This window comes from Tsukamurella sp. M9C, assembly GCF_020169415.1.
Taxonomy (GTDB): Bacteria; Actinomycetota; Actinomycetes; order Mycobacteriales; family Mycobacteriaceae; genus Tsukamurella.
The window spans coordinates 1-25360 of sequence record NZ_JAIULG010000062.1; the positions used below are offsets into that span (position 1 = coordinate 1).

24 protein-coding genes are annotated in these 25360 nt (G+C 69.9%); 6 read left to right on the forward strand and 18 right to left on the reverse strand.

The features are described 5' to 3' along the window. Nucleotides 1-3408, forward strand: a 3408-nt coding sequence (locus LB823_RS21335; protein WP_224651307.1) for a multifunctional oxoglutarate decarboxylase/oxoglutarate dehydrogenase thiamine pyrophosphate-binding subunit/dihydrolipoyllysine-residue succinyltransferase subunit, incomplete at its 5' end; no start/stop codon positions are given. Between the two features lie 451 nt (nt 3409-3859). On the opposite strand, the gene LB823_RS21340 is transcribed toward LB823_RS21335, so the two are convergent. Next, the gene (locus tag LB823_RS21340; protein WP_224651309.1) at nt 3860-4519 is read right to left on the reverse strand and encodes a TetR/AcrR family transcriptional regulator; all 660 of its coding nucleotides are present in this window, start codon (nt 4517-4519) and stop codon (nt 3860-3862) included. Between the two features lie 125 nt (nt 4520-4644). Between LB823_RS21340 and LB823_RS21345 the strand changes: the two genes are divergently transcribed. Next, nucleotides 4645-5475 carry an SDR family oxidoreductase gene (locus LB823_RS21345; RefSeq protein WP_224651311.1) on the forward strand — a complete coding sequence of 277 codons (831 nt, stop codon included), beginning with the start codon at nt 4645-4647 and terminating at the stop codon, nt 5473-5475. Between the two features lie 81 nt (nt 5476-5556). Here LB823_RS21345 and LB823_RS24155 read toward each other — a convergent pair whose 3' ends face one another. Next, nucleotides 5557-6462, reverse strand: a complete 906-nt coding sequence (locus tag LB823_RS24155) for a glycine betaine ABC transporter substrate-binding protein (protein WP_224651313.1) — start codon at nt 6460-6462, stop codon at nt 5557-5559. A gap of 53 nt (nt 6463-6515) precedes the next feature. Here LB823_RS24155 and corA point away from each other — a divergent pair, with 53 nt between their 5' ends. Further along, complete coding sequence (corA, locus tag LB823_RS21355; protein ID WP_374201368.1) at nt 6516-7610, forward strand: magnesium/cobalt transporter CorA; 1095 nt, start codon at nt 6516-6518, stop codon at nt 7608-7610. Nucleotides 7611-7687: 77 nt separating this feature from the next. On the opposite strand, the gene LB823_RS21360 is transcribed toward corA, so the two are convergent. The 12 genes from LB823_RS21360 to LB823_RS21415 all read right to left on the reverse strand — a co-directional run bounded on the left by LB823_RS21360 (nt 7688) and on the right by LB823_RS21415 (nt 17832). After that, complete coding sequence (locus LB823_RS21360) at nt 7688-8284, reverse strand: suppressor of fused domain protein (protein ID WP_224651315.1); 597 nt, start codon at nt 8282-8284, stop codon at nt 7688-7690. 26 nt (nt 8285-8310) lie between these two features. After that, nucleotides 8311-9177, reverse strand: a complete 867-nt coding sequence (locus tag LB823_RS21365) for a chromosome partitioning protein ParB (RefSeq protein ID WP_224651316.1) — start codon at nt 9175-9177, stop codon at nt 8311-8313. After that, a complete protein-coding gene (locus tag LB823_RS21370) occupies nt 9167-9841 on the reverse strand; it encodes a metallophosphoesterase (protein ID WP_224651317.1) in 675 nt (224 codons plus the stop codon). The genes LB823_RS21365 and LB823_RS21370 overlap by 11 nt, the downstream gene beginning before the upstream one ends. 7 nt (nt 9842-9848) lie before the next feature. After that, on the reverse strand, nt 9849-11030 hold the full coding sequence (locus tag LB823_RS21375; protein ID WP_224651318.1) for an ABC transporter ATP-binding protein: 1182 nt from the start codon (nt 11028-11030) through the stop codon (nt 9849-9851). Nucleotides 11031-11058: 28 nt separating this feature from the next. Next, nucleotides 11059-11892: a carbohydrate ABC transporter permease gene (locus LB823_RS21380; protein WP_224651319.1), complete on the reverse strand. Its 834-nt coding sequence runs from the start codon at nt 11890-11892 to the stop codon at nt 11059-11061. Between the two features lie 9 nt (nt 11893-11901). Next, nucleotides 11902-12837 carry a sugar ABC transporter permease gene (locus LB823_RS21385; RefSeq protein ID WP_308011483.1) on the reverse strand — a complete coding sequence of 312 codons (936 nt, stop codon included), beginning with the start codon at nt 12835-12837 and terminating at the stop codon, nt 11902-11904. Beyond that, entirely contained in the window at nt 12834-14285 is a 1452-nt protein-coding gene (locus tag LB823_RS21390) for an extracellular solute-binding protein (protein WP_224651320.1), read from the reverse strand. Before LB823_RS21390 ends, LB823_RS21385 begins: the two co-directional genes overlap by 4 nt. 83 nt (nt 14286-14368) lie before the next feature. Next, a complete protein-coding gene (locus LB823_RS21395; protein WP_224651321.1) occupies nt 14369-15106 on the reverse strand; it encodes a TetR/AcrR family transcriptional regulator in 738 nt (245 codons plus the stop codon). A gap of 75 nt (nt 15107-15181) precedes the next feature. Then, nucleotides 15182-16183: a diiron oxygenase gene (locus tag LB823_RS21400; RefSeq protein WP_224651323.1), complete on the reverse strand. Its 1002-nt coding sequence runs from the start codon at nt 16181-16183 to the stop codon at nt 15182-15184. A gap of 358 nt (nt 16184-16541) precedes the next feature. Continuing rightward, complete coding sequence (locus tag LB823_RS21405; RefSeq protein ID WP_224651325.1) at nt 16542-16838, reverse strand: transcriptional regulator; 297 nt, start codon at nt 16836-16838, stop codon at nt 16542-16544. Continuing rightward, nucleotides 16835-17263, reverse strand: coding sequence for a hypothetical protein (locus LB823_RS21410; protein ID WP_224651326.1), 429 nt, complete (start codon nt 17261-17263; stop codon nt 16835-16837). Before LB823_RS21410 ends, LB823_RS21405 begins: the two co-directional genes overlap by 4 nt. A 47-nt stretch (nt 17264-17310) precedes the next feature. Further along, on the reverse strand, nt 17311-17832 hold the full coding sequence (locus tag LB823_RS21415; RefSeq protein ID WP_224651328.1) for a general stress protein: 522 nt from the start codon (nt 17830-17832) through the stop codon (nt 17311-17313). A 51-nt stretch (nt 17833-17883) separates the two neighbouring features. Here LB823_RS21415 and LB823_RS21420 point away from each other — a divergent pair, with 51 nt between their 5' ends. The 3 genes from LB823_RS21420 to LB823_RS21430 are packed head-to-tail and all read left to right on the forward strand — an operon-like array spanning nt 17884 to nt 20436. Then, the gene (locus LB823_RS21420; protein WP_224651344.1) at nt 17884-19173 is read left to right on the forward strand and encodes a magnesium transporter MgtE N-terminal domain-containing protein; all 1290 of its coding nucleotides are present in this window, start codon (nt 17884-17886) and stop codon (nt 19171-19173) included. After that, a complete protein-coding gene (locus LB823_RS21425; protein ID WP_224651347.1) occupies nt 19170-19697 on the forward strand; it encodes a DUF1003 domain-containing protein in 528 nt (175 codons plus the stop codon). The genes LB823_RS21420 and LB823_RS21425 overlap by 4 nt, the downstream gene beginning before the upstream one ends. Further along, on the forward strand, nt 19684-20436 hold the full coding sequence (locus tag LB823_RS21430; protein WP_224651350.1) for a nuclear transport factor 2 family protein: 753 nt from the start codon (nt 19684-19686) through the stop codon (nt 20434-20436). The genes LB823_RS21425 and LB823_RS21430 overlap by 14 nt, the downstream gene beginning before the upstream one ends. Before the next feature lie 3 nt (nt 20437-20439). Here LB823_RS21430 and ahcY read toward each other — a convergent pair whose 3' ends face one another. From ahcY to LB823_RS21450, 4 genes are all read right to left on the reverse strand, one after another. Then, complete coding sequence (gene ahcY, locus LB823_RS21435; RefSeq protein WP_224651353.1) at nt 20440-21906, reverse strand: adenosylhomocysteinase; 1467 nt, start codon at nt 21904-21906, stop codon at nt 20440-20442. A 132-nt stretch (nt 21907-22038) separates the two neighbouring features. Further along, nucleotides 22039-23175 carry an SMI1/KNR4 family protein gene (locus LB823_RS21440; RefSeq protein ID WP_224651356.1) on the reverse strand — a complete coding sequence of 379 codons (1137 nt, stop codon included), beginning with the start codon at nt 23173-23175 and terminating at the stop codon, nt 22039-22041. Nucleotides 23176-23313: 138 nt separating this feature from the next. After that, on the reverse strand, nt 23314-24810 hold the full coding sequence (locus LB823_RS21445) for an amino acid permease (RefSeq protein WP_224651359.1): 1497 nt from the start codon (nt 24808-24810) through the stop codon (nt 23314-23316). An 89-nt stretch (nt 24811-24899) separates the two neighbouring features. Further along, on the reverse strand, nt 24900-25360 hold a 461-nt coding region (locus tag LB823_RS21450; RefSeq protein WP_224651362.1), incomplete at its 5' end, for an ATP-binding cassette domain-containing protein.

Consider the following 25360-nt stretch of genomic DNA (forward strand, 5'->3'; position numbering starts at 1 on the left):
GCCCCCAAGGCCCCGGCCCCCGCCTCGTTCCCGTCCGAGGAGGAGCGCACCGTGCTCCGCGGCGCCGCCAACGCGGTCGTCAAGAACATGAACGCCAGCCGCGAGGTGCCGACCGCGACGTCGGTGCGCTCGATGCCGGTGAAGGTGATGTTCGACAACCGCGTGGTCATCAACAACCACCTCGCGCGCACCCGCGGCGGCAAGATCAGCTTCACCCACATCCTGGGCTACGCCCTGGTGCAGGGCGTCAAGGCCTTCCCGAACATGAACCGGCACTTCGCCGAGATCGACGGCAAGCCGAACGCGGTGACCCCGCCGCACGTGAACCTCGGCATCGCCATCGACCTGGTCGGCAAGAACGGCAGCCGCAGCCTCGTGGTCGCGGGCGTCAAGGAAGCCGAGACGATGGACTTCGGCCAGTTCGTGGCCGCCTACGAGGACATCGTCCGCCGGGCCCGCACCGGCAAGCTGGGCGCCGAGGACTTCGCCGGCGTCACGATCTCGCTGACCAACCCCGGCGGCATCGGCACCGTGCACTCCGTTCCCCGCCTGATGGTCGGCCAGGGCGCCATCATCGGCGTCGGCGCGATGGAGTACCCCGCCGAGTTCCAGGGCGCGAGCGACGAGAAGATCGCCGAGCTCGCGGTCGGCAAGCTCACCACGCTGACCTCGACCTACGACCACCGCATCATCCAAGGCGCCGAGTCGGGCGACTTCCTGCGGTACGTCCACGAGCTCACGCTGAGCGACGACTTCTGGGACGACATCTTCCGCACGATGCACGTGCCCTACGAGCCGATCCGCTGGCGGCAGGACATCCCCGCCCACGGCATCGACAAGGACGCCCGCGTCCTCGAGCTCATCGCGGCGTACCGGGCGCGCGGCCACCTCATGGCCGACGTCGACCCGCTGCGCTACAACAACGAGAGCCTCGAGTCGCACCCCGACCTGAACGTGCTCACCTACGAGCTCACCCTGTGGGACCTGGACCGCACGTTCAACGTGGGCGGCTTCCACGGCGCCGAGCGGCTCAAGCTGCGCAAGGTGCTCTCGGTGCTGCGCGACGCCTACTGCCGCCACGTCGGCATCGAGTACGCGCACATCCTCGAGCCCGAGCAGCAGAAGTGGCTGCAGGAGCGCGTGGAGACGAAGGACGTCAAGCCCACCGTCGCCGAGCAGAAGTACATCCTCAGCAAGCTCAACGCCGCCGAGGCCTTCGAGACCTTCCTGCAGACCAAGTACGTCGGCCAGAAGCGCTTCTCGCTCGAGGGCGCGGAGTCCGTCATCCCGATGATGGACGCGGTGCTGGACCAGGCCGCCGAGCACCAACTCGACGAGGTCGTCATCGGCATGCCGCACCGCGGCCGGCTGAACGTGCTGGCGAACATCGTCGGCAAGCCCTACAGCAAGATCTTCACCGAGTTCGAGGGCAACCTGAACCCGTCGCAGGCGCACGGCTCCGGCGACGTGAAGTACCACCTCGGCGCCGAGGGCAAGTACTACCAGATGTTCGGCGAGAACGAGATCACCGTCTCGCTGGTCGCCAACCCCTCGCACCTCGAGGCGGTCGACCCGGTGCTCGAGGGCATCGTGCACGCCAAGCAGGACATGAAGAACCCGCCCGAGGGCGAGCACCCGATCATGCCGCTGATGCTGCACGGCGACGCGGCCTTCGCCGGCCAGGGCGTCGTGGCGGAGACGCTGAACATGGCGAACCTGCCCGGCTTCTCCAACGGCGGCACGATCCACATCGTGGTCAACAACCAGGTCGGCTTCACCACCTCCCCGGAGAACTCGCGCAGCTCGAAGTACTGCACCGACGTGGCGAAGATGATCGGCGCGCCGATCTTCCACGTCAACGGCGACGACCCCGAGGCCTGCGTGTGGGTGGCCAAGCTGGCCGTCGACTTCCGCGAGAAGTTCGACAAGGACGTCGTCATCGACCTCGTCTGCTACCGCCGCCGCGGCCACAACGAGGGCGACGACCCGTCGATGACCCAGCCCGGCATGTACGACGTGATCGACACCAAGCGCGGTGTCCGCAAGTCCTACACCGAGGCCCTCATCGGTCGTGGCGACATCTCGACCAAGGAGGCCGAGGACGCGCTGCGCGACTACCAGGGCCAGCTGGAACGGGTGTTCAACGAGGTCAAGGAGCTCGAGAAGTTCCAGGCCGAGCCCGCGCCGTCGATCATCGCCGACCAGCCGCTGCCCAGCTCGCTGGTGACCGCGGTGCCGCTGGAGCAGATCCAGCGGGTGGGCGACGCGTACGCCAACGTCCCCGAGGGCTTCACCGTGCACCCGCGCGTGGCCCCCGTCGTCAAGCGCCGCTTCGAGATGTCGCGCGACGGTGGCATCGACTGGGCCTTCGGCGAGCTGCTCGCCTTCGGCACGCTGCTCGAGGAGGGCCGCACGGTCCGCCTGGCCGGCCAGGACAGCCGCCGCGGCACGTTCACGCAGCGCCACGCGGTCCTGATCGACCGGCAGTCGGGCGCCGAGTACACCCCGCTCGAGCACCTCGGGCCCGACGGCACCCCGTCGCCCGGTCGATTCGAGGTGCTGGACTCCGCGCTCACCGAGTTCGCGGGCCTGGGCTTCGAGTACGGCTACTCCGTCGCCGACGAGTCGGCGCTGGTGTGCTGGGAGGCGCAGTTCGGCGACTTCGTCAACGGCGCCCAGTCGATCATCGACGAGTTCATCAGCTCGGGCGAGGCCAAGTGGGGCCAGACCTCGGGCGTGACGCTGCTGCTCCCCCACGGCCACGAGGGCCAGGGCCCCGACCACACGTCGGCGCGCATCGAGCGCTTCCTGCAGCTGTGCGCCGAGGGCTCGATGACGGTCGCGATGCCGTCGACGCCGGCCTCGTACTTCCACCTCCTGCGCCGCCACGCCCTCGACGGCGTGCGCCGCCCGATGGTGGTCGCGACGCCGAAGTCGATGCTGCGCAACAAGGCCGCCGTCAGCCCCGTCGAGGACTTCACGAGCGGCAAGTTCCGCTCGGTGATCGACGACCCGGCCTTCGAGGTGCAGGGCGGCGACCGCAGCAAGGTCACCAAGCTGCTGCTGGTCTCCGGCAAGCTCTACTACGAGCTGGAGGCCCGCCGGAAGAAGGACGGCCGCGACGACGTCGCGATCGTCCGCATGGAGCAGCTCTACCCGCTCCCCTCGCGGCGCCTGCCCGCCACGCTCGACCTGTACCCCAACGCCACGGATGTGCGCTGGGTGCAGGAGGAGCCGGCCAACCAGGGAGCGTGGCCGTTCTTCGGCCTCGCCCTGCCGGAGCTCGACGGCCGCCTGATCGGCATCAAGCGCGTCTCGCGCCGCGCCATGTCGGCCCCGTGCTCGGGCTCGTCGAAGGTGCACGCCGTGGAGCAGGCCCAGATCATCGACGAGGCCTTCGTCCTCTGATCCGCTGAACCACTAGAAGGGCCGGTCCTCCCTCGGGAGGACCGGCCCTTCTCGTTGCGCCGTTCCAGGCGCGACGGTCCGATCGACCGACAGCCGTCGGTCGTCGGTCGTCGGTCGTCGGTCGTCGGTCGTCGGTCGTCGGTCGTCGGTCGTCGGTCGTCGGGTTGATGTTTCCCCGCCGGCCGCTCTCGATTCCTGTCCACCTCGGACACGCTGTCCAATCCGGTCAGAATCCGAGAGCCGGGCCCCTCGAACCCCGACGCCTCGAGACCAGGTGTCACGAGGGCACGCAGGGCCCGACGTGGGACGGCTGCCGAACGAGGGTCGGGTGGAGGCGACGCCGTCGAGCGCATCGGAGCGACCGAGCCGCTGGGCGAGGGAGCGACGTCTAAGCGAGCGGCGTCGCCGCCACCCGGCCCACGCGGCCCACGCCGAGGCCCGCGGCGCACCGTCAGGCCACGCCCGACGTGAGATCCAGCCCGACCGCCCCGGCCATCCCCACGAACATGGTGGCGAGGTGGTCGACGACCTCGTCGCGGGTCATGGTGGCGAATCCGGTGTTCTCGTCGAGCCACTGCACGAGGGTCTCCTCGACGACGGCGATCCAACCGTGCACGGCGAGCACGAAGCGGGGCGAGCGGTCGATGCCGATGTTCTCGGCCTGGCTCACGAACTGGTCGACGATCTGCTCCCGGACGGACTTCACGGCGGTGCGGATCCTCGGCTCGGACCAGCTGACGCCCGCGAGCATCGGCAGCAGGGACTGCCGGTTCTCCATGATGTGGTCGACGTAGGTGCCCAGGGTCGACGTGAGGATCGGCATGACGTCGGTGATGTCCGCGGGATCGCGGTCCGGGGTCGCGACCTCGCCGACGATCCGCGCCTGCTCCTCCACGAGCGCGACCTGGAAGTCGAGCTTCGAGTCGAAGTAGTGGAACAGCAGGCCGGCGGAGACACCGGCCTGGCTCGCGATCTCCTCGATGGACACCTGCTCGAGCGCCTGGTGCTTCAGACTGAGCAGGCCGAGGTCGATGAACTGCTGGCGCCGGGCTTGGGGGCTGAGCCGGGTGCGCTTGCGCCCCACCGCTGCGGCAACGGACTTTCTGGTCACCTACTGAATCATACTCAATAGGTCGTTGACAGACCTCGTGCCCCGACCCTACTGTCGAGTAAGAACGCCGGCGGCGGTGCAGCGCCGCAGCCCGGCAAGGACCAGCGTGAGGGATGAACACAGGCATGAAGAGTTTCCGCGGCAAGGTCGCCGTCATCACCGGAGCAGCCTCCGGCATGGGTCGTGAGCTGGCACTCCAGCTCGCCGACGAGGGCGCGAAGCTCTCGCTGTGCGACTACGACCCCACCGGCCTCGAGCAGACCGCCGAGCTGGCCCGCGCCCGCGGCGCCGAGGTGCACACCAAGGTCGTCAACGTGGGCGAGCGCGAGCAGCTCCTCGCCTACGCCGACGACGTGGTCGAGCACTACGGCACGGTCAACCTGCTGTTCAACAACGCCGGTATCGCGCACCACGAGCCCGTCGAGACCACGTCCTTCAAGGACTACGACCGGGTCATGGACATCGACTTCTGGGGCGTGGTGAACGGCACGAAGGCCTTCCTGCCGCACCTCATCGCCTCCGGCGACGCACACATCGTCAACACCAGCTCGCTCTTCGGCCTGCTGTCCGTGGGCGGCCAGAGCGCCTACAACGCCGCCAAGTTCGGCGTGCGCGGCTTCACCGAGGCGCTCCGCATCGAGATGCTCTCGAGCGACCACAACGTCGGCGTGACCTGTGTGCACCCGGGCGGCATCAAGACCGCAATCGCGCGCAACGCGACCGTCGCCGAGGGCAGGGACCAGTCCGCCACGGCGGAGCTCTTCGACAAGTACCTCGCCCGCACCGAGGCCGACGACGCCGCACGCACGATCCTGAACGGCGTCAAGAAGAACCGCGGCCGCGTGCTCGTCGGCGCCGACGCCAAGATCATCGACGTCCTCGTGCGTCTCGGCGGCTCGGCCTACGAGCGGGTCAACGCCCTCGTCGACCAGCAGCTCAACAAGCGGCTGAAGTAGCCGCTCCTCATCCGGAACCGCCCCGCCTCGCCCGTCGAGCGCGGGGCGGTCGGCGTTCTACGGGGCTCGGTTCTTCGGGGCTCAGTTCAGCGTGTGCTCGCCGGCCCAATCGCCGGCCGCCTGCTCGGGCGTCCGCTCCCCCGACTCGACCTGTGCGACCAGCTTCGCCAAGTCCGCCGTCGTGAGCTCGCCGGCGATCGCGGAGAGTCGCTTCGTCTGCGCCACCGTCAGCCCGTCGCGCCGCACCAGCGGCACGACGGCCCGCGAGGGCACGGCACCGTCGGGATCGGCCACCTGGACGAGGTCCTTCGACGTGGGCGAGAGCGTGCCGAGCTGCGCCAGCGCGGCGCGACCCTCGCGGACGGCGCGCACGGCGGCGGCCTCGTCGGCGACGGGGACGACCGGCCCCGTCGGGCAGCCGTAGCGGGCGCGGACGTCCTGCGGCGTCCCGGCCGGGACGGCGACGGCGCCGGACAGGCCCTCGCACCCCCGCAGCGTGGCGGACGGAGCGTCCTTCGACGCGAACAGCATCGGCTGGTCGAGCGCCAGCGTCGGATCGCCCAGGCCGAGCCCCTCGGGGAGGACGGCGCTCAGCGCGACGAACTGCGCGTCCCACTGCGCCCGCGGGTTCGCGGACTCCTCTTCCTTCGCCTTCGTCGGCTGCGGTGTGCCCGGCCGGTACCGGTCCCACAGGGCGCCGGTCAGCGCGGGCGCGACGGTGATGTCGCCCCGCTCGACGGCGGCGACAGCGGCGTCCTCCCCCGGCCCGAGCCCCAACCGGGTCTCGACCGGCGTGCCCGCCATGCGCAGGGCGCCCGCGTAGATCAGGGCCTCGATCTTCGAGGCGGCGGCGCCCGACGAGCCGACCGTGACCGTGCCGGGCGCAGTGCGCGGGCCCAGGTCGGCGGCGTCGCCGGGATCCGAGCAGCCCGCCAGGACCAGCGCGGCGAGGACCGCGGCGGCGAGGCGGGGCGTGCGAGTTCTCACGCCTACTTTCTACCCGGCGCCGCCGCGGCCCGGCCGCCTGGCCCGGGTCTACTATCTCGTCCATGCCCTCCATCCCGTCCATGCCCCGGCCCGGCGCCGGGCGCCGCGAGGTCCGCGAGGCCGACGTCCCGCGCGTCCCCGTGCCCGTGGCCCGCGCCGTCGTCGACTGCGGCGTCTACGTCGACGGGGTGCGCCTCCCCGGCCGATTCGGCTACGTCGAGGCGATCGAGGAGGTCCGGCGCCGCGGCGAGGGCTACGTGTGGGTGGGCCTGCTCGACCCGGATCAGCACCAGATGGACGAGGTGGCCCGCGTCTTCGGCCTGCACCCGCTGACCGTCGAGGACACGCTGGTCACGCACACCCGGCCCAAGGTCGACCGGTTCGACGACACCCTCTTCCTCATTCTCAAGACCGTGAACTACGTGGGCCACGACCGCACGGACCCGATGGCGCGCATCGTCGAGACGGGCGAGGTGATGGTGCTCCTCGGCCCCGATCACGTGATCACCGTCCGGCACGGCGACCACGGGAGCCTGCGCCGGGTGCGCCGCAACCTCGAGGCCAACCCGGCGTTGCTGAAGCTGGGGCCGTCGGCGGTGATGCACGCCGTGGCCGACCACGTGGTGGACACCTACGTCGCGGTCTCCGACCTGCTCGAGGACGACATCGACCGGGTCGAGGAGGACGTCTTCCGCGCCGGCGCCCGGACCCAGGTCGACGAGATCTACCAGCTCAAGCGCGACATCGTGGAGCTGCGCCGCGGCATCCACCCGCTCTCCCACGCGCTGAAGCGGCTGACCTGCGACTTCAGCGACATCATCCCGCACGAGATCCAGCGCTACTTCTCCGACGTGCTCGACCATCAGGCGATGGTCGCCGACCACGTGGAGACCTACAACGACGTGCTGAGCTCGCTCATCGACGCGGCCGTCGCGAAGATCGGGATGCAGCAGAACGAGGACATGCGCAAGATGTCCGCGATCATCGGCCTGGTCGCAGTGCCCACGATGATCGCCGGTGTCTACGGCATGAACTTCGACAACATGCCCGAGCTGCACTGGCAGTACGGCTACTTCATCGTGCTCGCGATCATGCTCGTCGCCTGTCTCGGCCTGTTCGCCGTCTTCCGGAAGATCAAGTGGCTGTAGTGGCTCACGATGTCGAGTCCTGCGGCCACACGAGTGCTCTCACGCACGCGTAAGCCCGCAGAAGTCGAATTCGTGAACTAGACCGCGCGGGCGGCGGGCCGGCCGGGATCGGCGGGGTCGATGCCCGCCTCCGCCCACGCCTCGCGCAGCGCCGCGGCGCCCTTGAGCCGCACCCAGGCCGCCTCGTTCGCGGTGATGGGGTCGGCGCGCAGGAACCGCACCGGCTCCCCGTCCTCCCGGGCGAGATCGGGCACCGCCGACTCCCCCAGCAGGACCGCCGTGAACGGCGCGCCCGCCCAGAGCGGCGCGCTCAGGTCGACGAGGGCATCGGGCGCGAGCACCAGGCCCTCGACCGCCGGCGTGGCGGCGAGGATCGCCAGCGACCGGTGCACCCCGTCGAGTGCGGCGCCGGGACCGTCGTCCGCGGGACGCAGCTCCAGGATGACCTCGGCGCGCGGCCCGTCCTCGACGGTGAGCAGCGCGTTCGGGTCCGTCATCGCGTGCCGCGAGCACCCGACGCTGGCGAAGGCGACGAGCGGATCACCCACCCACCGCTGGATCGTCATCGGCTCGAGCCCGAGGAACGTGACCGACGCCGAGGCGGGCGGCGCGAAGCCGCGGCCCGCGTAGTGCTCGGCGAGGTGCGCCCGGACGGCGTCGACGACGGAAGTCACGAGAATCGATCCTACGGACCGGGCCGTCAGAAGAACTTGCCCGGTTGCCAGGGCGGGTTCTGCGCGGACACCTCGGAGATGATCTCCGGTGTCCAGACGTGCTTGCGCACCAGGCGGTACCGCTCGCAGGCGACGAAGAGGTAGACCTCGGCGTCGGTCGAGGACTCCATGATGCCCGCGGCGCGGGCCATCTCGATCACCGGCGCGAACTCCTCCTCGTACCAGCGGCCGGCGACGACCGCCCGCGAGAGGTACTCCCCCGCCTCCTGGATCAGCCGGAAACCCCACGCCTCCACCGATTCCGCGAGCACCGAGTAGTCCCAGGCGTTGGTGAACCGGATCCGCTCCCGCGCCGCGCCCTCGAGCGGCACCCGCTCGAGGAACAGCCGACGGTGGTCCTTGAGCAGCAGGTCGGAGCGGACCGCGATGCCGCCCGAGCCGATCCGCGTGACGACCTCGGTGACGTCGGCGTCGATGGTGGTGAAGCCGCGCGCGAAGGCGATCGACACGCGGTGGTGCCCGTCGACCACGAAGTACATGTCGCCGACCTTCTTCAGCTCGACGGGCGGCATCGCCTCGCCGCGCCGCTGCGCCGCCGCCAGCCGCTGCCAGCGGGCCCGCAGCGCGGGCGAGCGGGGCCGGAAGTAGCGGTCGAAGTCGCGGGTGCGGTCGACGCTGCCGACGATCTGCGCGACGGGCACCACCTGGAGCCCCAGCGGCCGCTCGGTGACGTAGCCCAGGGCCGACACGACCTCGTCGTACGGCAGCACCTCGTTGACGTCTCCCGGCTGGCCGCGGACCCACGACGCGAGGCGGGCGATGTTCGCGCGCCGCCGCGACCGCTCGAAGTCGGTCCGGGCGTCCTCGTCCGGGAAGCCGGTGTCACGCGCCACGTCGCCGCTCCCTCACGCGGTAGGCCCCGGGGCTCCCGGGGGTGATCTCGAAATAGGTGTACCCGACGGTGTTCAGCACCGGCACGCCGTCGATCTCGCGGTCCGGCCCGGGCCGCCCGAACGGGTGGATGTGCCCGTGCACGAAGACCTGCGGCCGGAGCCGCGCGACCAGCCGACCGAGCGCCGCCAGGCCGCGGTGCGGGCCGTCCTCCCCGTCCCCCACGCCCTCCGCGGGCGAGTGCGCGAGCACCACGTCGACGGTCCGCCTCCGGGCCGCGAGCCGCACCCGCCACGCCCGGCGCGCCGCCTGCGACTGCGTCCACTGGTTCGGGCCGCCCCGATACCGGACGGACCCACCGAGGCCCGCCACCGTCAGGCCGCCGACGGTGACCACCCGCCCGTCCGCGTTGACCCCGCCGCGCGGGCCGGGCGGCTCGCAGGGCAGTCCCCCGCGCAGGTAGCCGCCGCGGGTGCGGCGGTACCCGGTGTGGTCCGGGTCGTGGTTGCCCGGCACGAAGACGCAGGGCACGCCGTACCGGTCGATGAGCGACTCCAGGTATGCGCCGGGCAGATCGCCCGCCCCGAGGATGAGGTCGGGGCGCAGCGTCGACGAGGCCAGGGCCAGGCCCGGCACCTCCTCGTCGCTGACGGCGAGCACCCGCACGACGGACCTACAGGGCCAGGTTGCGCCCGGTCGCGGCGTCGAAGACGGCGATCTTGGTGGGGTCGTAGTACAGGTCCACCTCGGCGCCGCGGGCGGCGGTCGAGTCGGCGGACAGCCGCGCCACGATCTCGTCGACGCCGGCGGGCGGCGGCAGCTGCTGCCCCGCCTTGAGGTCGCCGAGGACGTCGGTGCGGGCGTCGTCGGGCGCGACGGCGAAGTGCACGAACTTGTCCGAGCCCATCGACTCGAGCACGTCGACCCGCGCGCGGAAGGTGAGGCCGCCGACGCGCTGGTTGGGGTCGAGCAGGCGGGCGTCCTCGAAGTGCTCGGGGCGGATGCCGACCACCACATCACCGGTCTTGTTGCCGGCGGCGGCTGCCTTCTCGGCCAGCTGTGGCGCGTCGAGCAGCAGGATCTCGCCGAGCGCCGTGTCGATGCCCACGGAGGTGAGGCGGCCGGGCACGAAGTTCATGGCGGGCGAGCCGATGAAGCCGGCGACGAACAGGTTGTTCGGGCGGTCGTAGAGCTCCTGCGGGGCGCCGATCTGCTGCACGTCGCCGCTCTTGAGCACGACGACGCGGTCGCCGAGGGTCATCGCCTCGGTCTGGTCGTGCGTCACGTACACCATGGTGGTGCCGAGGCGCTTCTGCAGGCGGCTGACCTCGGTGCGCATCTGCACGCGCAGCTTCGCGTCGAGGTTCGACAGCGGCTCGTCCATGAGGAAGGCCTTGGGGCTGCGGACGATCGCGCGGCCCATCGCGACGCGCTGCCGCTGCCCGCCCGAGAGCTGCGCGGGCCGCCGATCGAGGTGCTGCGTGAGGTCCAGTGTGCGGGCGGCGTCCTCGACGGCGGCGTTGATCTGGTCCTTGGGCAGCTTCGCCAGCTTGAGCGGGAAGGCGATGTTCTCGCGCACCGTCATGTGCGGGTACAGCGCGTAGGACTGGAAGACCATCGCGATGTCGCGGTCCTTCGGCGCCTTCTCGTTGACCCGCTCGCCGCCGATGCGCAGCTCTCCCTCGGAGATGTCCTCGAGGCCGGCGATCATGTTGAGGGTGGTGGACTTGCCGCAGCCCGACGGGCCCACCAGGATGACGAACTCGCCGTCGGCGATCTGCAGGTTGATGTCGCTGACGGCGGTGGAGCCGTCGGGGTAGGTCTTCTTGACGTGGTCCAGGACGATGTCGGCCATGTGATTGCTCCTCGAATACTTTCCGGCGTCAGCCCTTGACCGCGCCGGAGGTGAGTCCGGCGACGATCCGTCGTTGGAAGATCAGGACGAAGATGATGATGGGGATGGTCACGATCACGGCGGCCGCCGAGATGGAACCGGTGGGGGTCTCGAACTGCGAGCTGCCGGTGAAGTTGACGATCGCGACGGGGGCCGTGGTCGACGACTCGGTCGCGGTCAGGGTCAGCGCGAACAGCAGGTCGTTCCAGCAGAAGATGAACACCAGGATGGCCGCGGTCACCACGCCCGGCGCGGCGAGCGGCGCGATCACGCGGCGGAAGGCCTGCGCCGGGGTGGCGCCGTCCATCTTGGCGGCCTTCTCCAGCTCCCACGGGATCTCCCGGAAGAAGGCCGAGAGCGTGTACACCGTGAGCGGCAGCGCGAACGTGATGTACGGCAGGATCAGACCGGGCCAGGTGTCGAACAGCCCGACCTTGCGCTCGATGTTGAACAGCGGCGTGATGAGCGAGATCTGCGGGAACATCGCGATGAGCAGCGCCGCGCCCACGAACAGCTTCTTGCCCGGGAAGTCCAGGCGCGCCACCGCGTACGCGGCGAACATGCCGATCGTCACGGCGATCGCGGTGGAGATCAGCGCGATACCGATCGAGTTGATCAGCGGGCGCACGAAGCCGTTGCCCTCGAAGATCGCGGTGTAGTTGTCGAACGTCGCCGTCTTCGGGATGAAGCGGCCGTCGCCGACGTCCGTGGTCGGCTTCAGCGAGAGCGAGACGATCCACAGGACCGGGATCAGCGCGTAGCAGACCACCAGCAGGTCGAGCACGCTCCAACCGAGCTTCTTACCGACGGAACCCTGAGCCATGTTGTACCCCTACCGTCGATCGCCGGAGTCGGAGCCCGGCACCGATGCGCCGAACGCCTTGACGAAGATGAACGCGATGATCGCGACGCAGATGAAGATCAGCACCGAGATCGCCGACCCGACACCGAGGTTGAACGCCTTGAACAGGTTGTCGTACCCCAGGATCGAGACGGATCCGGTGCCGTTGCTGCCCTTCGTCAGGATGTAGATGTTGTCGAAGATGCGGAAGGCGTCCAGCGTGCGGAACAGCAGCGCCACCAGGATGGCCGGCTTCATCAGCGGGATCGTGATCTTCAGCAGGCGGGTCCACGGCCCGGCACCGTCGAGGGCGGCGGCCTTGAGCAGGTCGTCCGGCACCAACGCCAGGCCCGAGAGCAGGAGCAGCGCCATGAACGGGGTGGTCTTCCAGACCTCGGCCAGAATGATGATCGCCACGGACGGCCACTGCTCGGTGAGCGGCGCGCTGCCGTCGGGCAGCAGGTTCGCGAGGTAGCCGGTCTCCGGCGTCCAGGCGTAGTACCAGGAGAACGCCGCGACGACGGTGACGATGCCGTACGGGATCAGCACGACGGTGCGCACGACGCCGCGACCGACGAGGGTGCGGTGCATGACCAGCGCGATCGCGAGGCCCAGCACGAACTCGATGACCACCGAGATCACGGTGATCAGCGACGTCATTCCGAGCGCCTCCCACCAGTAGCCGTCCTGCAGCACCGTCAGGTAGTTGGACAGGCCGACGAACTCGTCCTGGCCCGGGTACGCCAGCGAGGACTTGTGCAGGCTGAGCCAGAAGGCGTAGATGATCGGGTACGCGGTGACGAGGAACATCACCAGCGCCGCGGGCGCGATCAGCAGCAGGCCCAGCTTGCGCTCGGCGCGGCGCCCGTCGCTCTCGGGGGTCGCGGCCTCGATCCGCTCGGGGGCGGGCTTGGTCGGAGTGGTCACGGGACCAGCCCCTTTCCGTCCATCGCCTTCTGCGCGGCGGCGGTCAGTTCATCGGCGAGGGTCTCCGGGTCCCAGGAGCCGGCGGGCGCCAGCTTGGCCTGGAGCAGCGTCGACATGGCCTGGTACTGCGGCGTGATCGGTCGCACCGCGGCGGTGTTCTCCTGCAGCTGGTCGCGGATCAGGGAGGCCATCGGGTAGGCCTTGCGGAACTCGGGGTCGTCGTAGAGCTTCGCGAGGATCGGCGGGGTGCCGCCCTTGACCGCGTACTTGCGCTCGGCGGCCTCGTTGGTGAGGCACGCGAGCGCCTCGAAGGCCTGCTTCTCGTACCGCGTGGTCTTGGCGACGCCGAAGTTGATGCCGCCGACGGTGGTCTTGGCGGGCTTGCCCGGAATGACCGACGGGTACGGCGCGAACTCGAACTTCTGCCGCGTCAGGTTGTTGATCTCGTTGAGCTGCGCCGAGGTGGGCGACGGCGGGTCCGTCGCGTCCTTCGGCGGGTTCAGCAGGTCCTTGTACTTCTCGAGCTCCGTGAGGAAGGGCACCTTGCCCGCGGCGCCGTTCTCCTTGATGCCCGCGAAGACGAAGGGCCAGTTGACCTCGAACAGGCCCTTGCCGGTCTCCATGTTCAGGCGCGAGGAGCCCTCGTCGAGCTGGGTGAACGACGGGTCGCGGCCCGGCGCGGTCGCGACGGCCTTGATGATCGACAGCGCCTTGACGGTGGCGGCGCGGTGCTCCGGGGTGTCGGTGAGGGTGACGGTCTTGCCGTCGTCGGCGACCATCCGGCCGCCCGCGCTCTCGAGCAGCGTGTTGAACCACACGACGATGCCCTCGTACTGCGCGGCCTGCGCCTCGATCTGCGTGGGGCCGCCGATCTCACCGGACTTGCCGGCGTACTGCACGACCTGGTCCCAGGTGAGCTTGAGCGGGCCCGGTCCGATCTTGCGGCCGAGCACCTTCTCCAGCGAGTCCTTGCGGTACCAGAGCAGCTGCGTGTTGGTCCACGCCGGCGCGGCGTACTGCGTGTCCTTCCACATCGCGGTCTTCAGCGGGCCGGCGAGCACGGTCTTCTTCGCGGCCTGCGCGAGATCGTCCGGGAAGGGCAGGATCCAGCCGGCCTCGGCGAACTCCGCGGTCCAGTTCACGTCGAGGCCGACGATGTCCATGGTCCGGTCGTTGCCGGTGGCGCGGCGCGCGAGCTGCAGCCGCTGGTCGTCGGCCTGCTTGGGCAGCGCGTGGCCGACCACGCGGTACCCGGAGGTCGAGCAGTCCTCCGCGACCTCCTTGACGGTTGTCGCGCCGTCCGCCGGGGCGTAGACGTTCAGGGTGATGCCGCCGTCCTCGGTGCCGCACCCCGCGAGCAGGGTCACGGCCATCGTCGCCGTGAGGCCCACCGCCGCGGCGCGCGTGCGCCTCCGGGTGCCGAGCCGCGTTCTCCGTCGTGTCGTCACGCCGCCTCCTATGCCGCCCTCGACCGGGTGGCGTCCGCTCGAAAGCTAGCCGACGCGGCCGGTGAGGTGAACCACATTCGGCATTATCGTGCCAGACCGGATGCCAGGCCGTTCATCACCTGGCTGAACTCGGCATCGGGGTCCACGTCCAGCCCCAGCGTGCGGGCGGCACCGTCGAGCACGAACCACGTGATGTCCGTGAGCGATTCGACCACCTCCGCGCGCGTGCGGCCGCGGACGGCGGCCTCGCCCCGCACCCAGCTGGTGAGCGTGCCCTCGACCATGGTGAACACCACGAAGGGAACGCCGGCGAAGGCGGCGGGATCCAGGCCGGTGAGGGCGGCGAGGCCGCCGATCGTCTGCTCCGCCCGGGCGACCACGCGGTGCCGGAGCTCGCCGATCGCATCGGGCGCCACGGGCACACCGTCGGGGCCCTCCGCGTCGGTGGGGCCGGCGCGCAGCAGGTCGACGAGGCGCGGATTGTCCTGCATCCAGGTGGCGGCGCTGGCGATCGAGCGGCGCAGGATCTCCCGCAGCGAGCCGGCCGAGACGTCGAGATCGGCCTCGAGCTCGGCCGCGAACTGGTCGACGACGAAGCCGCGGAGCCCGCGGGCCAGATCGTCCTTGCTCTTGAACTGCCGGTACACCACGGACTTCACGAGGCCCGCGCGCTCGGCGATGCGCCGCACCGGTATCGGGGCGCCGGGCTCCGACTCCTCGACGAGCTCGGCGGCCGCGCGCAGGATGAGGTCGCGGCGCTGCGAATTGTGGGCGCGCCAGCGCAACTCGTACCCGCTCTCGGGCCCGTGCGCCGTCGCCATACCGGGCGATGTTACGCCCGCCCCGCGGCGCCCCGGGCCCACCGGGGCAGACCCGCTGGGCCGCCCCGGTGAGCCTCAGGCGGCGAGCTGCGCGGGCCGCGTGGGCTCGCCGCGGTAGCGCGCCTTGTGCCCGTCGATCTTGAGCAGCTTCCACATCAGCCTGCCGACGGGCGTCATGAGCCCCAAGTCGTCGGCGAGGGCGCGCATCTCGGCGAAGTAGTCGTTGAGCAGCGCGCGGGCCGTCGGGCCGCGCCAGAAGGCCTCGCGCTTGACCTCGCGCGGGATCTCGAACGTCTCGAAGAACTCCTTCGGCGGGGTGAAGATCTCCCCCACCAGCCAGCGCATCGCGAGCGGGAAGGCCAGCGCGCAGATCCGCTTCTGCCGCTTGGTCATGTCCCGCAGGTGGGCGTGCAGGAACTCGTGCGCGAAGGAGATGTGCCGCGCCTCCTCGGCGACGTGGATCTCCATGGTGCGCAGGACGAGCGGCGGCACCTGGCCGCCGTGCCGCATGATCGCCTTCTGGTAGTGGTCGATCGGCTCCTCGCCGCCCAGGATGCCCATGAAGAGGATCACGTGGGCGTAGCCGCCGAGCACGCCAATCATGGGTGAGGCCCGCCGGAACCACTTCCGCATGCCGGGGACGTCCACGTCGACGCGGTTGACCAGCTCCTGGAACATCTGGATGTGGTTGCACTCCTCCGTCATCTCATGGAGGGAGTACCGGAACTCCGGCGACCGGTTCGGGAGCTTCATGATGTACTGCATCATTCCGCGGATCAGGATGGATTCGAAGGCGGCGCCCACCTTGATGGTGTTGGCCATCCGCCACTTCCCGATCTCGATGCGGCGCTCCAGCGGCAGGTCGCGGTACCACTGCGTCGCGCCGAGCGAGTCGAGGGTCGGCGGCAGCACCCAGCGCGGGTCGTTGGGATCGAGCTGCAGCTCCGGCGCGTCCCAGTCGATGTCGAGGAACGGGTCGAACCGACGGTGCACCGATCCCTCCGACAAGTCCTCCAGCACGTCGCGGTAGCCCTGCTCCAGTTCGCGCCGGCTCACACGCCCCAGGATGTCCGCCATGAGAGTCCTCCTTGTGATCGCTATCACTTCGGAATTTAGCAGGACTTCGTGACCCGGTAAACAGGTCGCGGAGATTCGCGCCGTCGTCGCAGGTCAACAAGGTTCGACGGTGCGCCGCCTGCACCGCCGGTCCAATCGCAGCCGCACCCGATTCGCCCGCCAGCACAGCCTCCCGCACCCGATTCGCCCGGCGATCCGTCCTCACGCACCCAGAACGCGCGAGCGCACCCGGCGTGCAGGGTGCGCTCGCGCGTGTCGGGGTGCGACATCGCCAACCGCCACAAAGGCTCCGCTCGCCCCGCGAGACAGCGGAGCGACCGGCGATCCCTGCGGCGAGCGAAGGCCCAGCCGCCGCAGGTCAGGTCGTGAGCTCGCGCAGCGCCGCAACGTGTCGCGCGAAGGCGGATCTCCCCGTCGGCGTGAGCTCGACCCACTGTCGCCGGGAGTCCGCGGAGTCGCGGCGGAACGCGACGTAGTGCGCCTCCTCCAGCTTCGCCAGGTGCTTGCTGAGAGTCGGCGCGCTCATGTCGAGGGTCTTGGCCAAGAGGTCGAAGCGGATCTCCGCGGTCTGATCCAGCGCCGCGCAGATCATGAGCCGCTGACGAGGATGAATCAGGTCGTTGAACGCGGGCGGGCCGTAGCTCTTCGGACTCACCGCGAGCCGCGCCTCGCGGCACGTCGCTCGACCAGTTCGCCGGCCAGATTCAGGCCGGCGGCGACCACGAAGATCGCGATGTACGTCGTGACCGCCCCGCGCTCCATGAAGGCCGACAGCACCATTGCCACCACGAACGCCGACCAGAACCCGAGCGTGCTCGCACGACCGCCCGCGTGGAAGCCAGTGACACCACGGCGCCGACGCAGCGCGACGAGTCCCGCCACCGCGACGGCGAAGACGCCGATGATGGTCAGGTAGCCGAGCCAGGTGTGATCGTCGCCGTTGACGGCCGCCCAGAACACACCGAATACGATCACCCAGGCCGCCGTCATCCACCACGGCGATGCGAGCTTGCGCGCCGCGCCGGCAGCTGCGTCGACATCGTCGAGCGAGCCCGCGACGTCCTCCGAGTTCGTTTCCATACCGGAAACGATAGGTGATCGTTTCCGGTTCGGCAACAGATTCGCGCCTACTGGATGTTCAGGCGCGCCAGCATGTCGCGGGCGCGCTCGGCGACCTGGGGGTCGCACAGCACGTCGTACCGGCCGGCGACGAGCTGCATCGTCGACGAGAAGTCGCGGGTGCCGCGCGAGGCCCAGTAGGGCACCGACGCGCTGATCAGGCCGAAGACGATGCCGCCGATGATGCCGGCGATCACCGTCGACACGAGTGCGTCGCCGCCGCCCACGAACAGGCCCACGAGCAGGCCGAGGAACAGGCCCAGCCACGCGCCGGAGGCGGCGCCGGCGCTCAGTACGCGGCCCCAGGTCAGGCGGCCGGTGATCCGCTCGACCTGCATCAGGTCGACGCCCACGATGGTCACGTTCTGGACCGGGAACTCCTCGTCCGAGAGGTAGTCGACGGCGCGCTGCGCCTCGGCGTAGGTGCTGTACGAGCCGATCGGCCAGCCCTTCGGCGGCGTCGGCAGGCCCCGTCCGGCGGGCCCTCCCGGCTGGTTCGGCGACCCGGGTCCGGGTATCGGTTGCGACATTCGGCGCCCTCCCTCACATGTGATGCGTAGATCGAAACTACCCTGAAGTACATGTCGGCTGTCTCCAGAGTATTCGTCGCGCGACTGTCCGGCTTGCCCGTCGTCGGCCCGGACGGCGAATCCGTCGGCCGCGTCCGCGATGCGGTGATCGGCCTGCGCGCCGACCGCAAGGCTCCGCGTGTCCTCGGACTCGCCGTGGAGCTCGCCAACCGCCGCCGCATCTTCGTGCCGATGCTGCGCGTGACCAGCATCGAACCCGCCGCCGTCACTCTCAACACCGGCTCCGTCAGCCTGCGCCGCCTGCACATCCGCCCCGGCGAGGCCCTGGCCCTCGGCCAGCTCCTGGGCACCAAGGTCCGCATCGAGGAGCCGGGGGAGCCGTACGACGGTGCCGACGCCACCGTGGTCGACGTCGGGATCGAGCAGACCCGCACCCGCGACTGGGTGGTGCACCGCCTGGCCGTGAAGATCCGCGCGACGGGCTGGAACCGGCGCGGCGGCGTCCAGGTGGTGGACCTCCCCCACGTCTCCGGCTTCACCACGACCGCGCTCACCGGCGCCGACCACGACATCGCGGAAGCCCTGACCGTGTTCGAGGACATGCGCGCGACCGACGTCGCGCAGGCCCTGCGCGAGCTGCCGACGCAGCGCCGGCTGTCCATCGCCGCCGCCTTCGACGACGAACGGCTCGCCGACGTCCTCCAGGAGCTCGGCGACGACGACCAGGCCGAGGTGATCGCCCACCTGTCCAAGGCGCGCGCCGCCGACGTGCTCGAGGCCATGGACCCCGACGACGCCGCCGACCTCCTGGGCGAGCTGCCCGACACCCAGCGCGAGGAACTGCTCGCGGTGATGGACCCTGAGGACTCGGGCACCGTCCGCCGCCTGCTCACCTTCTCCCCCTACACCGCGGGCGGCATGATGACGCCGGAGCCGATCGTGGTCACCCCGTCGACCACGGTGGCCGAGGCCCTGGCCCGGGTCCGCAACCCCGACATCACCCCGGCGCTGGCCAGCATGATCTTCGTGGTGCGCCCGCCCACCGCGACGCCGACGGGGCGCTACCTGGGCGCGGTGCACCTGCAGCAGCTGCTGCGCGAGCCCCCGGCCGACCTGGTGGGCGGAATCGTCGACACCGACCTGCCGCGCCTCGGGCCGGACGATCCCCTGGGCGCGGTGACCCGGTACTTCGCGGCGTACAACCTGGTCACCGGGCCCGTCGTCGACACGGAGAACCACCTGTTGGGCGCGGTCTCGGTCGACGACCTGCTCGATCACCTGCTGCCGGAGGACTGGCGCGACGAGGATCTGGACGAGGGCACTGAGGAGGTCACCGGATGAAGGAACGCTCCCGCCTCGACACTCCGCGGCTGGGCCGCAGCTTCCACCTGAACCTCGGCGACGACATGATCGGCCAGGGCGCCGAGCGCGTCGCCCGCTTCCTGGGTACCGGCCGCTACCTCGCGATCCAGACCGTGATCGTGATCATCTGGATCCTGCTCAACGTCCTGTGGTTCACGTTCCACTTCGACCCGTACCCGTTCATCCTGCTCAACCTGGCCTTCTCCACGCAGGCCGCGTACGCCGCGCCGCTCATCCTGCTCGCGCAGAACCGGCAGGAGAGCCGCGACCGCGTCTCGCTCGACGAGGACCGGACGCGCGCCGCGCAGACCAAGGCCGACACCGAGTTCCTGGCCCGCGAGCTGGCCTCGGTGCGCCTGGCCGTGGGCGAGGCGGCGAGCCGCGACTACATGCGCCGCGAGCTCGACGAGGTGCACGAGAAGCTGGACGCGCTCACCGCGCTGCTGCAGTCGATGCAGCACGCGCGCAACGTCGACGAGGAGCGCGCGGATGCGCCCGACTGACCCGCGCGAGCTGCTGCATCCCGTCCTCACGCCGGAGACCTACCAGCGGCTGGGGATCGCGCCGCCGCGTCCGCCGCAGCTGTACGGCACGGGCGGGCCCGTCTCCTCGGCGGGCACGCCCTACCTGACGGGGCGCGCGGTGACGGGGACCCCGGCACCGTCGGGGCAGGCCTCGCCCGCACCGTCGGGCAGTGCGACGATCGGCCCGGGCACCGCCGGGCCGCCGTACGTGCCGGGCTCGCCGCCCTACGTCCCGGGCGCGCCCGCGGGCCCGCCGCCGGCGAAGGACCGGTCCCTGGCGATCGTGCTGGGCGCGACCGTGCTGATCATCGCGATCATCCTCGGCACCACCTGGTACATCCTGTCCAACCGCGGCGGCGCCGACGACGAGCAGCAGATCCGCGACGTCATCGCCGCCGAGACCAAGACCCTCAACGACCGCGACCTGGCGGCGCTGATCGGCGTCCGCTGCGCCGCGGACGTGGCGATGCTGCAGACGCAGTTCACCTCGCAGACCTTCGCCGCCGAGATCGACACGCTGCTCGGGCCGGACGGGCGCTGGGAGGTCGTCGTCGGGGAGGTCCGGGTCGACGGTGACGCGGGCAAGGCGGAGGCCGAGGTCACGTCGACCCCGGTGGGCTCGTCGACGGTCGTCTCCCGGTCCCTCACAGACACGACCACCCTCCGGAAGGAATCCGGAGGGTGGAAGGTGTGTATCAGTTCGTCGCGCGTGCGCTAGCGCTCAGTAGCGGTAGTGCTCGGGCTTGTACGGGCCCTCGACGTCGACGCCGATGTACTCGGCCTGCTCCTTGGTGAGCTTGGTGAGGGTGCCGCCCAGGGCCTCGACGTGGATCTTCGCGACCTTCTCGTCGAGGTGCTTGGGGAGGCGATAGACCTCGTTGTCGTACTCGTCGGGCTTGGTCCACAGCTCGATCTGCGCGATCACCTGGTTGCTGAAGCTGTTGGACATGACGAACGACGGGTGGCCGGTCGCGTTGCCCAGGTTCAGCAGTCGGCCCTCGGAGAGCACGACGATCGACTTGCCGGAATCGCCGAACGTCCACTGGTCGACCTGCGGCTTGATGTTCAGGCGCACGGCGCCCGACTTCTCGAGGCCGGCCATGTCGATCTCGTTGTCGAAGTGGCCGATGTTGCCGAGGATCGCGTGATCCTTCATCGCCTTCATGTGCTCGAGCAGGATGATGTCCTTGTTGCCCGTGGAGGTGATGACGATGTCGGCGTCGCCGATCGCGTCCTCGACGGTGACCACGTCGAAGCCGTCCATGAGCGCCTGCAGGGCGTTGATGGGATCGATCTCGGTGACCTGGACGCGCGCGCCCTGGCCCGCGAGCGACTCGGCGCAGCCCTTGCCCACGTCGCCGTAGCCGGTGATGAGGACCTTCTTGCCACCGATCAGCACGTCAGTGCCGCGGTTGATGCCGTCGATCAGCGAGTGGCGGGTGCCGTACTTGTTGTCGAACTTGCTCTTGGTGACCGAGTCGTTGACGTTGATCGCCGGGAAGGCCAGCTCGCCGGCGGCGGCGAACTGGTACAGGCGCAGCACGCCGGTGGTGGTCTCCTCGGTGACGCCCTTGACCGACTCGGCGATCTTCGACCACTTGGTGGCGTCCTTGGCCAGCGACTCGCGCAGCAGGGCCAGGAAGACCTGGTACTCGTGGCTGTCGGCGTCCTCGTCGGTGGGCGGGACGACGCCCGCGGCCTCGAACTGCGCGCCGCGCAGCACGAGCATGGTGGCGTCGCCACCGTCGTCGAGGATCATGTTGGCGGGCTCGTTCGGCCAGGTGAGCATCTGCTCGGCGGCCCACCAGTACTCCTCGAGGGTCTCGCCCTTCCAGGCGAAGACCGGCACGCCCTGCGGCGCCTCGACGGTGCCGTGCGGGCCCACGACGACGGCCGCGGCGGCCTCGTCCTGGGTGGAGAAGATGTTGCAGGAGGCCCAGCGCACCTCGGCGCCGAGGTCCACGAGGGTCTCGATGAGCACGGCGGTCTGCACCGTCATGTGCAGCGAGCCCGAGATCCGCGCGCCCTTGAGCGGCTGGACGTCGGCGTACTCGCGGCGCAGCGCCATCAGGCCCGGCATCTCATGCTCGGCCAGGCTCAGCTGCTTGCGGCCCGCCTCCGCGAGGGAGAGGTCGGCGACCTTGAAGTCGATTCCGTTCGCCGTATCGGCGGTCAGCGTAGAAGTCACGCGCTCCAGGCTATCGCTCCTGGTGCCGGACGTCGCCGTCGCCCTTCTTGCGATCGCGAAATCGGCCGATTCCCGAGTGGGAACGGATATGCCCGGCGCCACGCCGTTATCCGCCGATTCCCCGAGCGACGACTACCTGAACGTCCGCCGCCATGATTCGATCTGCTGACACAGCCCGTCGATCTGCGACAACAGGTGTTCGCGCACTGTGCCGTACGACCGCTTGTAGCCGCGCGCGACGTCCTCCACGTACGTGAGCACGTCGAGGACACTGCCATCGTCGGTGTCGATCCCCCACACCGCGATGACTTGCGTCGCGAACGGCGTCACCGAAACGGTGTCGGCGGCGTCTGCCGCCGGACCGGGCTTCTGCCACGTGGAGACACCGCATCTCGCGAAGTCCGCTGCCTGCCAGTCGTTGTGCCGGTCGCGCGCCGCCAGCGTCTCGGCCCATGCGTCACCGGCGATGATCTCCGCGCAGCTCAGGATGCGGGGGTTGCCCGGCCATCCGTCGGCGACCTCCAGGAGCTCGCGGTGCTCCCGGTGCAACGGGCGGCCCAGGTGCCCTTCGAGCGTGGCGATGTCCGACGGTGCCGCGCCGGGGTTCGGCGATCCGGGGGCGGGGTCACTACAGAGCTCGGCGAACTCGACGCGGAGGGCAGCAAGCCTTTCGACGATCTGCTGCATCGTCGGCGGGTCGAGCCGGAGGTCCCTTCCCCAGTACTTACCGTGCGGCCCGAGCTCCTCCCCGTCGAGCATCGTCGTCAGGTCCGCCAGCTCCTCGACGAGGTACTGCTCGAAGGACTCGTAGAAGTGGTCGCCGTGGGGCGTCATCATGAGCTGCCCGGCCCGGTAGCCCTGACTGTCACGGTGCAGCAGAAAAGTCTCCCAGTAGGTTCCCTCACTGTCGGCGATCCGAATCCAGTCGACGTCGGTCGACCAGTTCACGAGGACGTCGCCCTCGGCCAGCCGGATTCCCAATCCCTCCGTTTCGCTGATCGTGCCATGGCCGATCTCCGCGCACGAGAGCAGGCTGACGTCGCTGTTCCACTCGCTCCACCCGTCCGCGACGGCGAGGAACTCGCGGTACTGCGCGGGGATACGGTGCCCCAGGCGCGCCTCAGCAGCAAGCAATTGCTCCTCGGTTGCTCCGGGATTCGGCTGCGACATCTCGTACAGGTCGGGGTGGATCCGGATCAGACGCTCCCGCTGCTCCAGGAAGGCGTCGATCAGCTCCCGCCAGCGTGCTACCCCCACGTCGGTGTTCACGATTCTGAATATAACCCAGGTCTGTCCGCGGTGGACAGAATCCGAGAGCGGCGTCCAGCGCCCACTCCCCCAGCGAAACGCAGAACCGCGGCGGGAGCAGGTGCTCCGGCCGCGGTTCCGTGTGTGGGGACGCTGCGATCAGTCGGCCAGCGACTCGATGACCTCGCCGCGCTCGCGCTTGCCGAGGATGGAGTGGTTCTTCGAGTACACGAAGTAGACGACCACGCCGAGCGCCATCCAGATCAGGAACCGGACCCAGGTCTCAAGGGTCAGGTTGAACATCAGCCAGCCGCAGGCGAGGACCGAGAGGATCGGGACCAGCGGGACCAGCGGGGCGGTGAAGCCGCGCTTGAGGTCCGGACGCTGCTTGCGCAGCACGACGACGCCGATGGACACCAGGACGAAGGCGAAGAGGGTGCCGATGTTGATCAGCATGGTCAGTTCCTTGAGCGGGAAGATCCCGGCCAGGAACGCGACGACGACACCGACGCCGATCGAGATCCGCACCGGCACGCCGCGGTCGGAGGTCTTGGCCAGCTGACGCGGCAGCAGGCCGTCGCGGGCCATGGCGAAGAGCACGCGGTTCTGACCCATGAGCAGCACCATGACCACCGTGGTCAGACCCGCGAGCGCGCCGATCGAGATGATCGTCGCGGCCCAGTCCACGCCGTTGAGCGAGAAGGCGTAGGCCAGGTTCTTCTCGCCGCCGTCGCCGGCGCTGGTGGCGAGGTCCTTGTAGCTCGCCATGCCCGTGACGACCACGGTGACCGCGATGTACAGGACGGTGACGATCGCGAGCGAGCCCAGGATGCCGCGCGGCACGTCGCGCTGCGGCTTCACGGTCTCCTCGGCGGAGGTCGCCACGATGTCGAAGCCGATGAACGCGAAGAACACGATGCCCGCGCCTGCGAGCACGCCGAACCAGCCGTACGACGAGCCGCTGCCGAAGATCGCCTGGAACAGCGTGGAGTCCAGGGTGACGCCGGACTTCTCGCCGGGTACGGACTCGGGGACGAACGGCGAGTAGTTCGAGCCCTTGATGTAGAAGGCGCCGACCACGATGACCAGCAGCACCACGGCGACCTTGATCGCGGTGATGACGGCGGACACGCGCGAGGAGACCTTCGCACCGAAGGTGAGCAGCACCGTCAGGATGCCGACGATGAGCATCGCACCCCAGTCGATCGTGTGCCCTGCGACCTCGACCGCCGCCGGCCCGGTGCCGAAGACCGTGCCGAGGTAGCTCGACCAGCCGCTCGCGACCGCCGCGGCGGCGATGGAGAACTCCAGCACCAGGTCCCAGCCGATGATCCACGCGACGAACTCGCCGAAAGTGGCGTAGGAGAACGTGTACGCCGAACCCGCCACGGGCACCGTCGACGCGAACTCGGCGTAGCAGAGCGCGGCGAGGCCGCACGCGATCGCGGCGATGATGAACGACACCGACACCGCCGGGCCCGAGTAGTCACCTGCCGTCGAGGCGCCGATGGTGAAGATGCCGGCACCGACGACCACGGCGACACCGAAGATCGTGAGGTCCCATGCGGTCAGCTGCTTCTTGAGCCGGGTGCCGACCACCTCGGTGTCGGCGATCGATTGTTCCACCGATTTGGTGCGCAGCAGTGGGTTGGCCATGCGTGCTCCTGTGTCGTCTCGGGTGTGTTGAGTCGTCTCGGGTGTGTGACGACTCATCAAACACCACTGCGGCACCGCAGCGGGGCATTTCAGGCGTCTGCACCCACCTCCGCCGACACCCGACCGTCCACGACCCGGTACCGCCGGTCCGCGGCGGCGCGGAGCAGCGGATCGTGCGTGATCACGATGACGGTGCGGCGCACCGCGATCGACCGCAGCACGCCGGCCAGGCGCTCGGTGTTCGCCTCGTCCAGCCCGGTGCTCGGCTCGTCGAGGATCAGCACCGGGGTGAGCCGCCCGAAGCCGCGCGCGAGCGCGATCCGCTGCCGCTGCCCGCCCGAGAGTTCCTCCCCGCCCAGGGAGGTCAGCGTCGCGTAGCCCGCGGGCAGTCGGCGCACGAACTCGTCGGCGCCCGCGAGCTCGCCCGCGACACACGGATCGGCCCCGCTGCCGTAGGCGATGTTCGACGCCAGGGTTCCGGTGCGGATCACGGCGCGCTGCGGCACGAGGGTCACGAGCTCGCGCAGGTCCGTTCCGCCCAGGCCCGCCC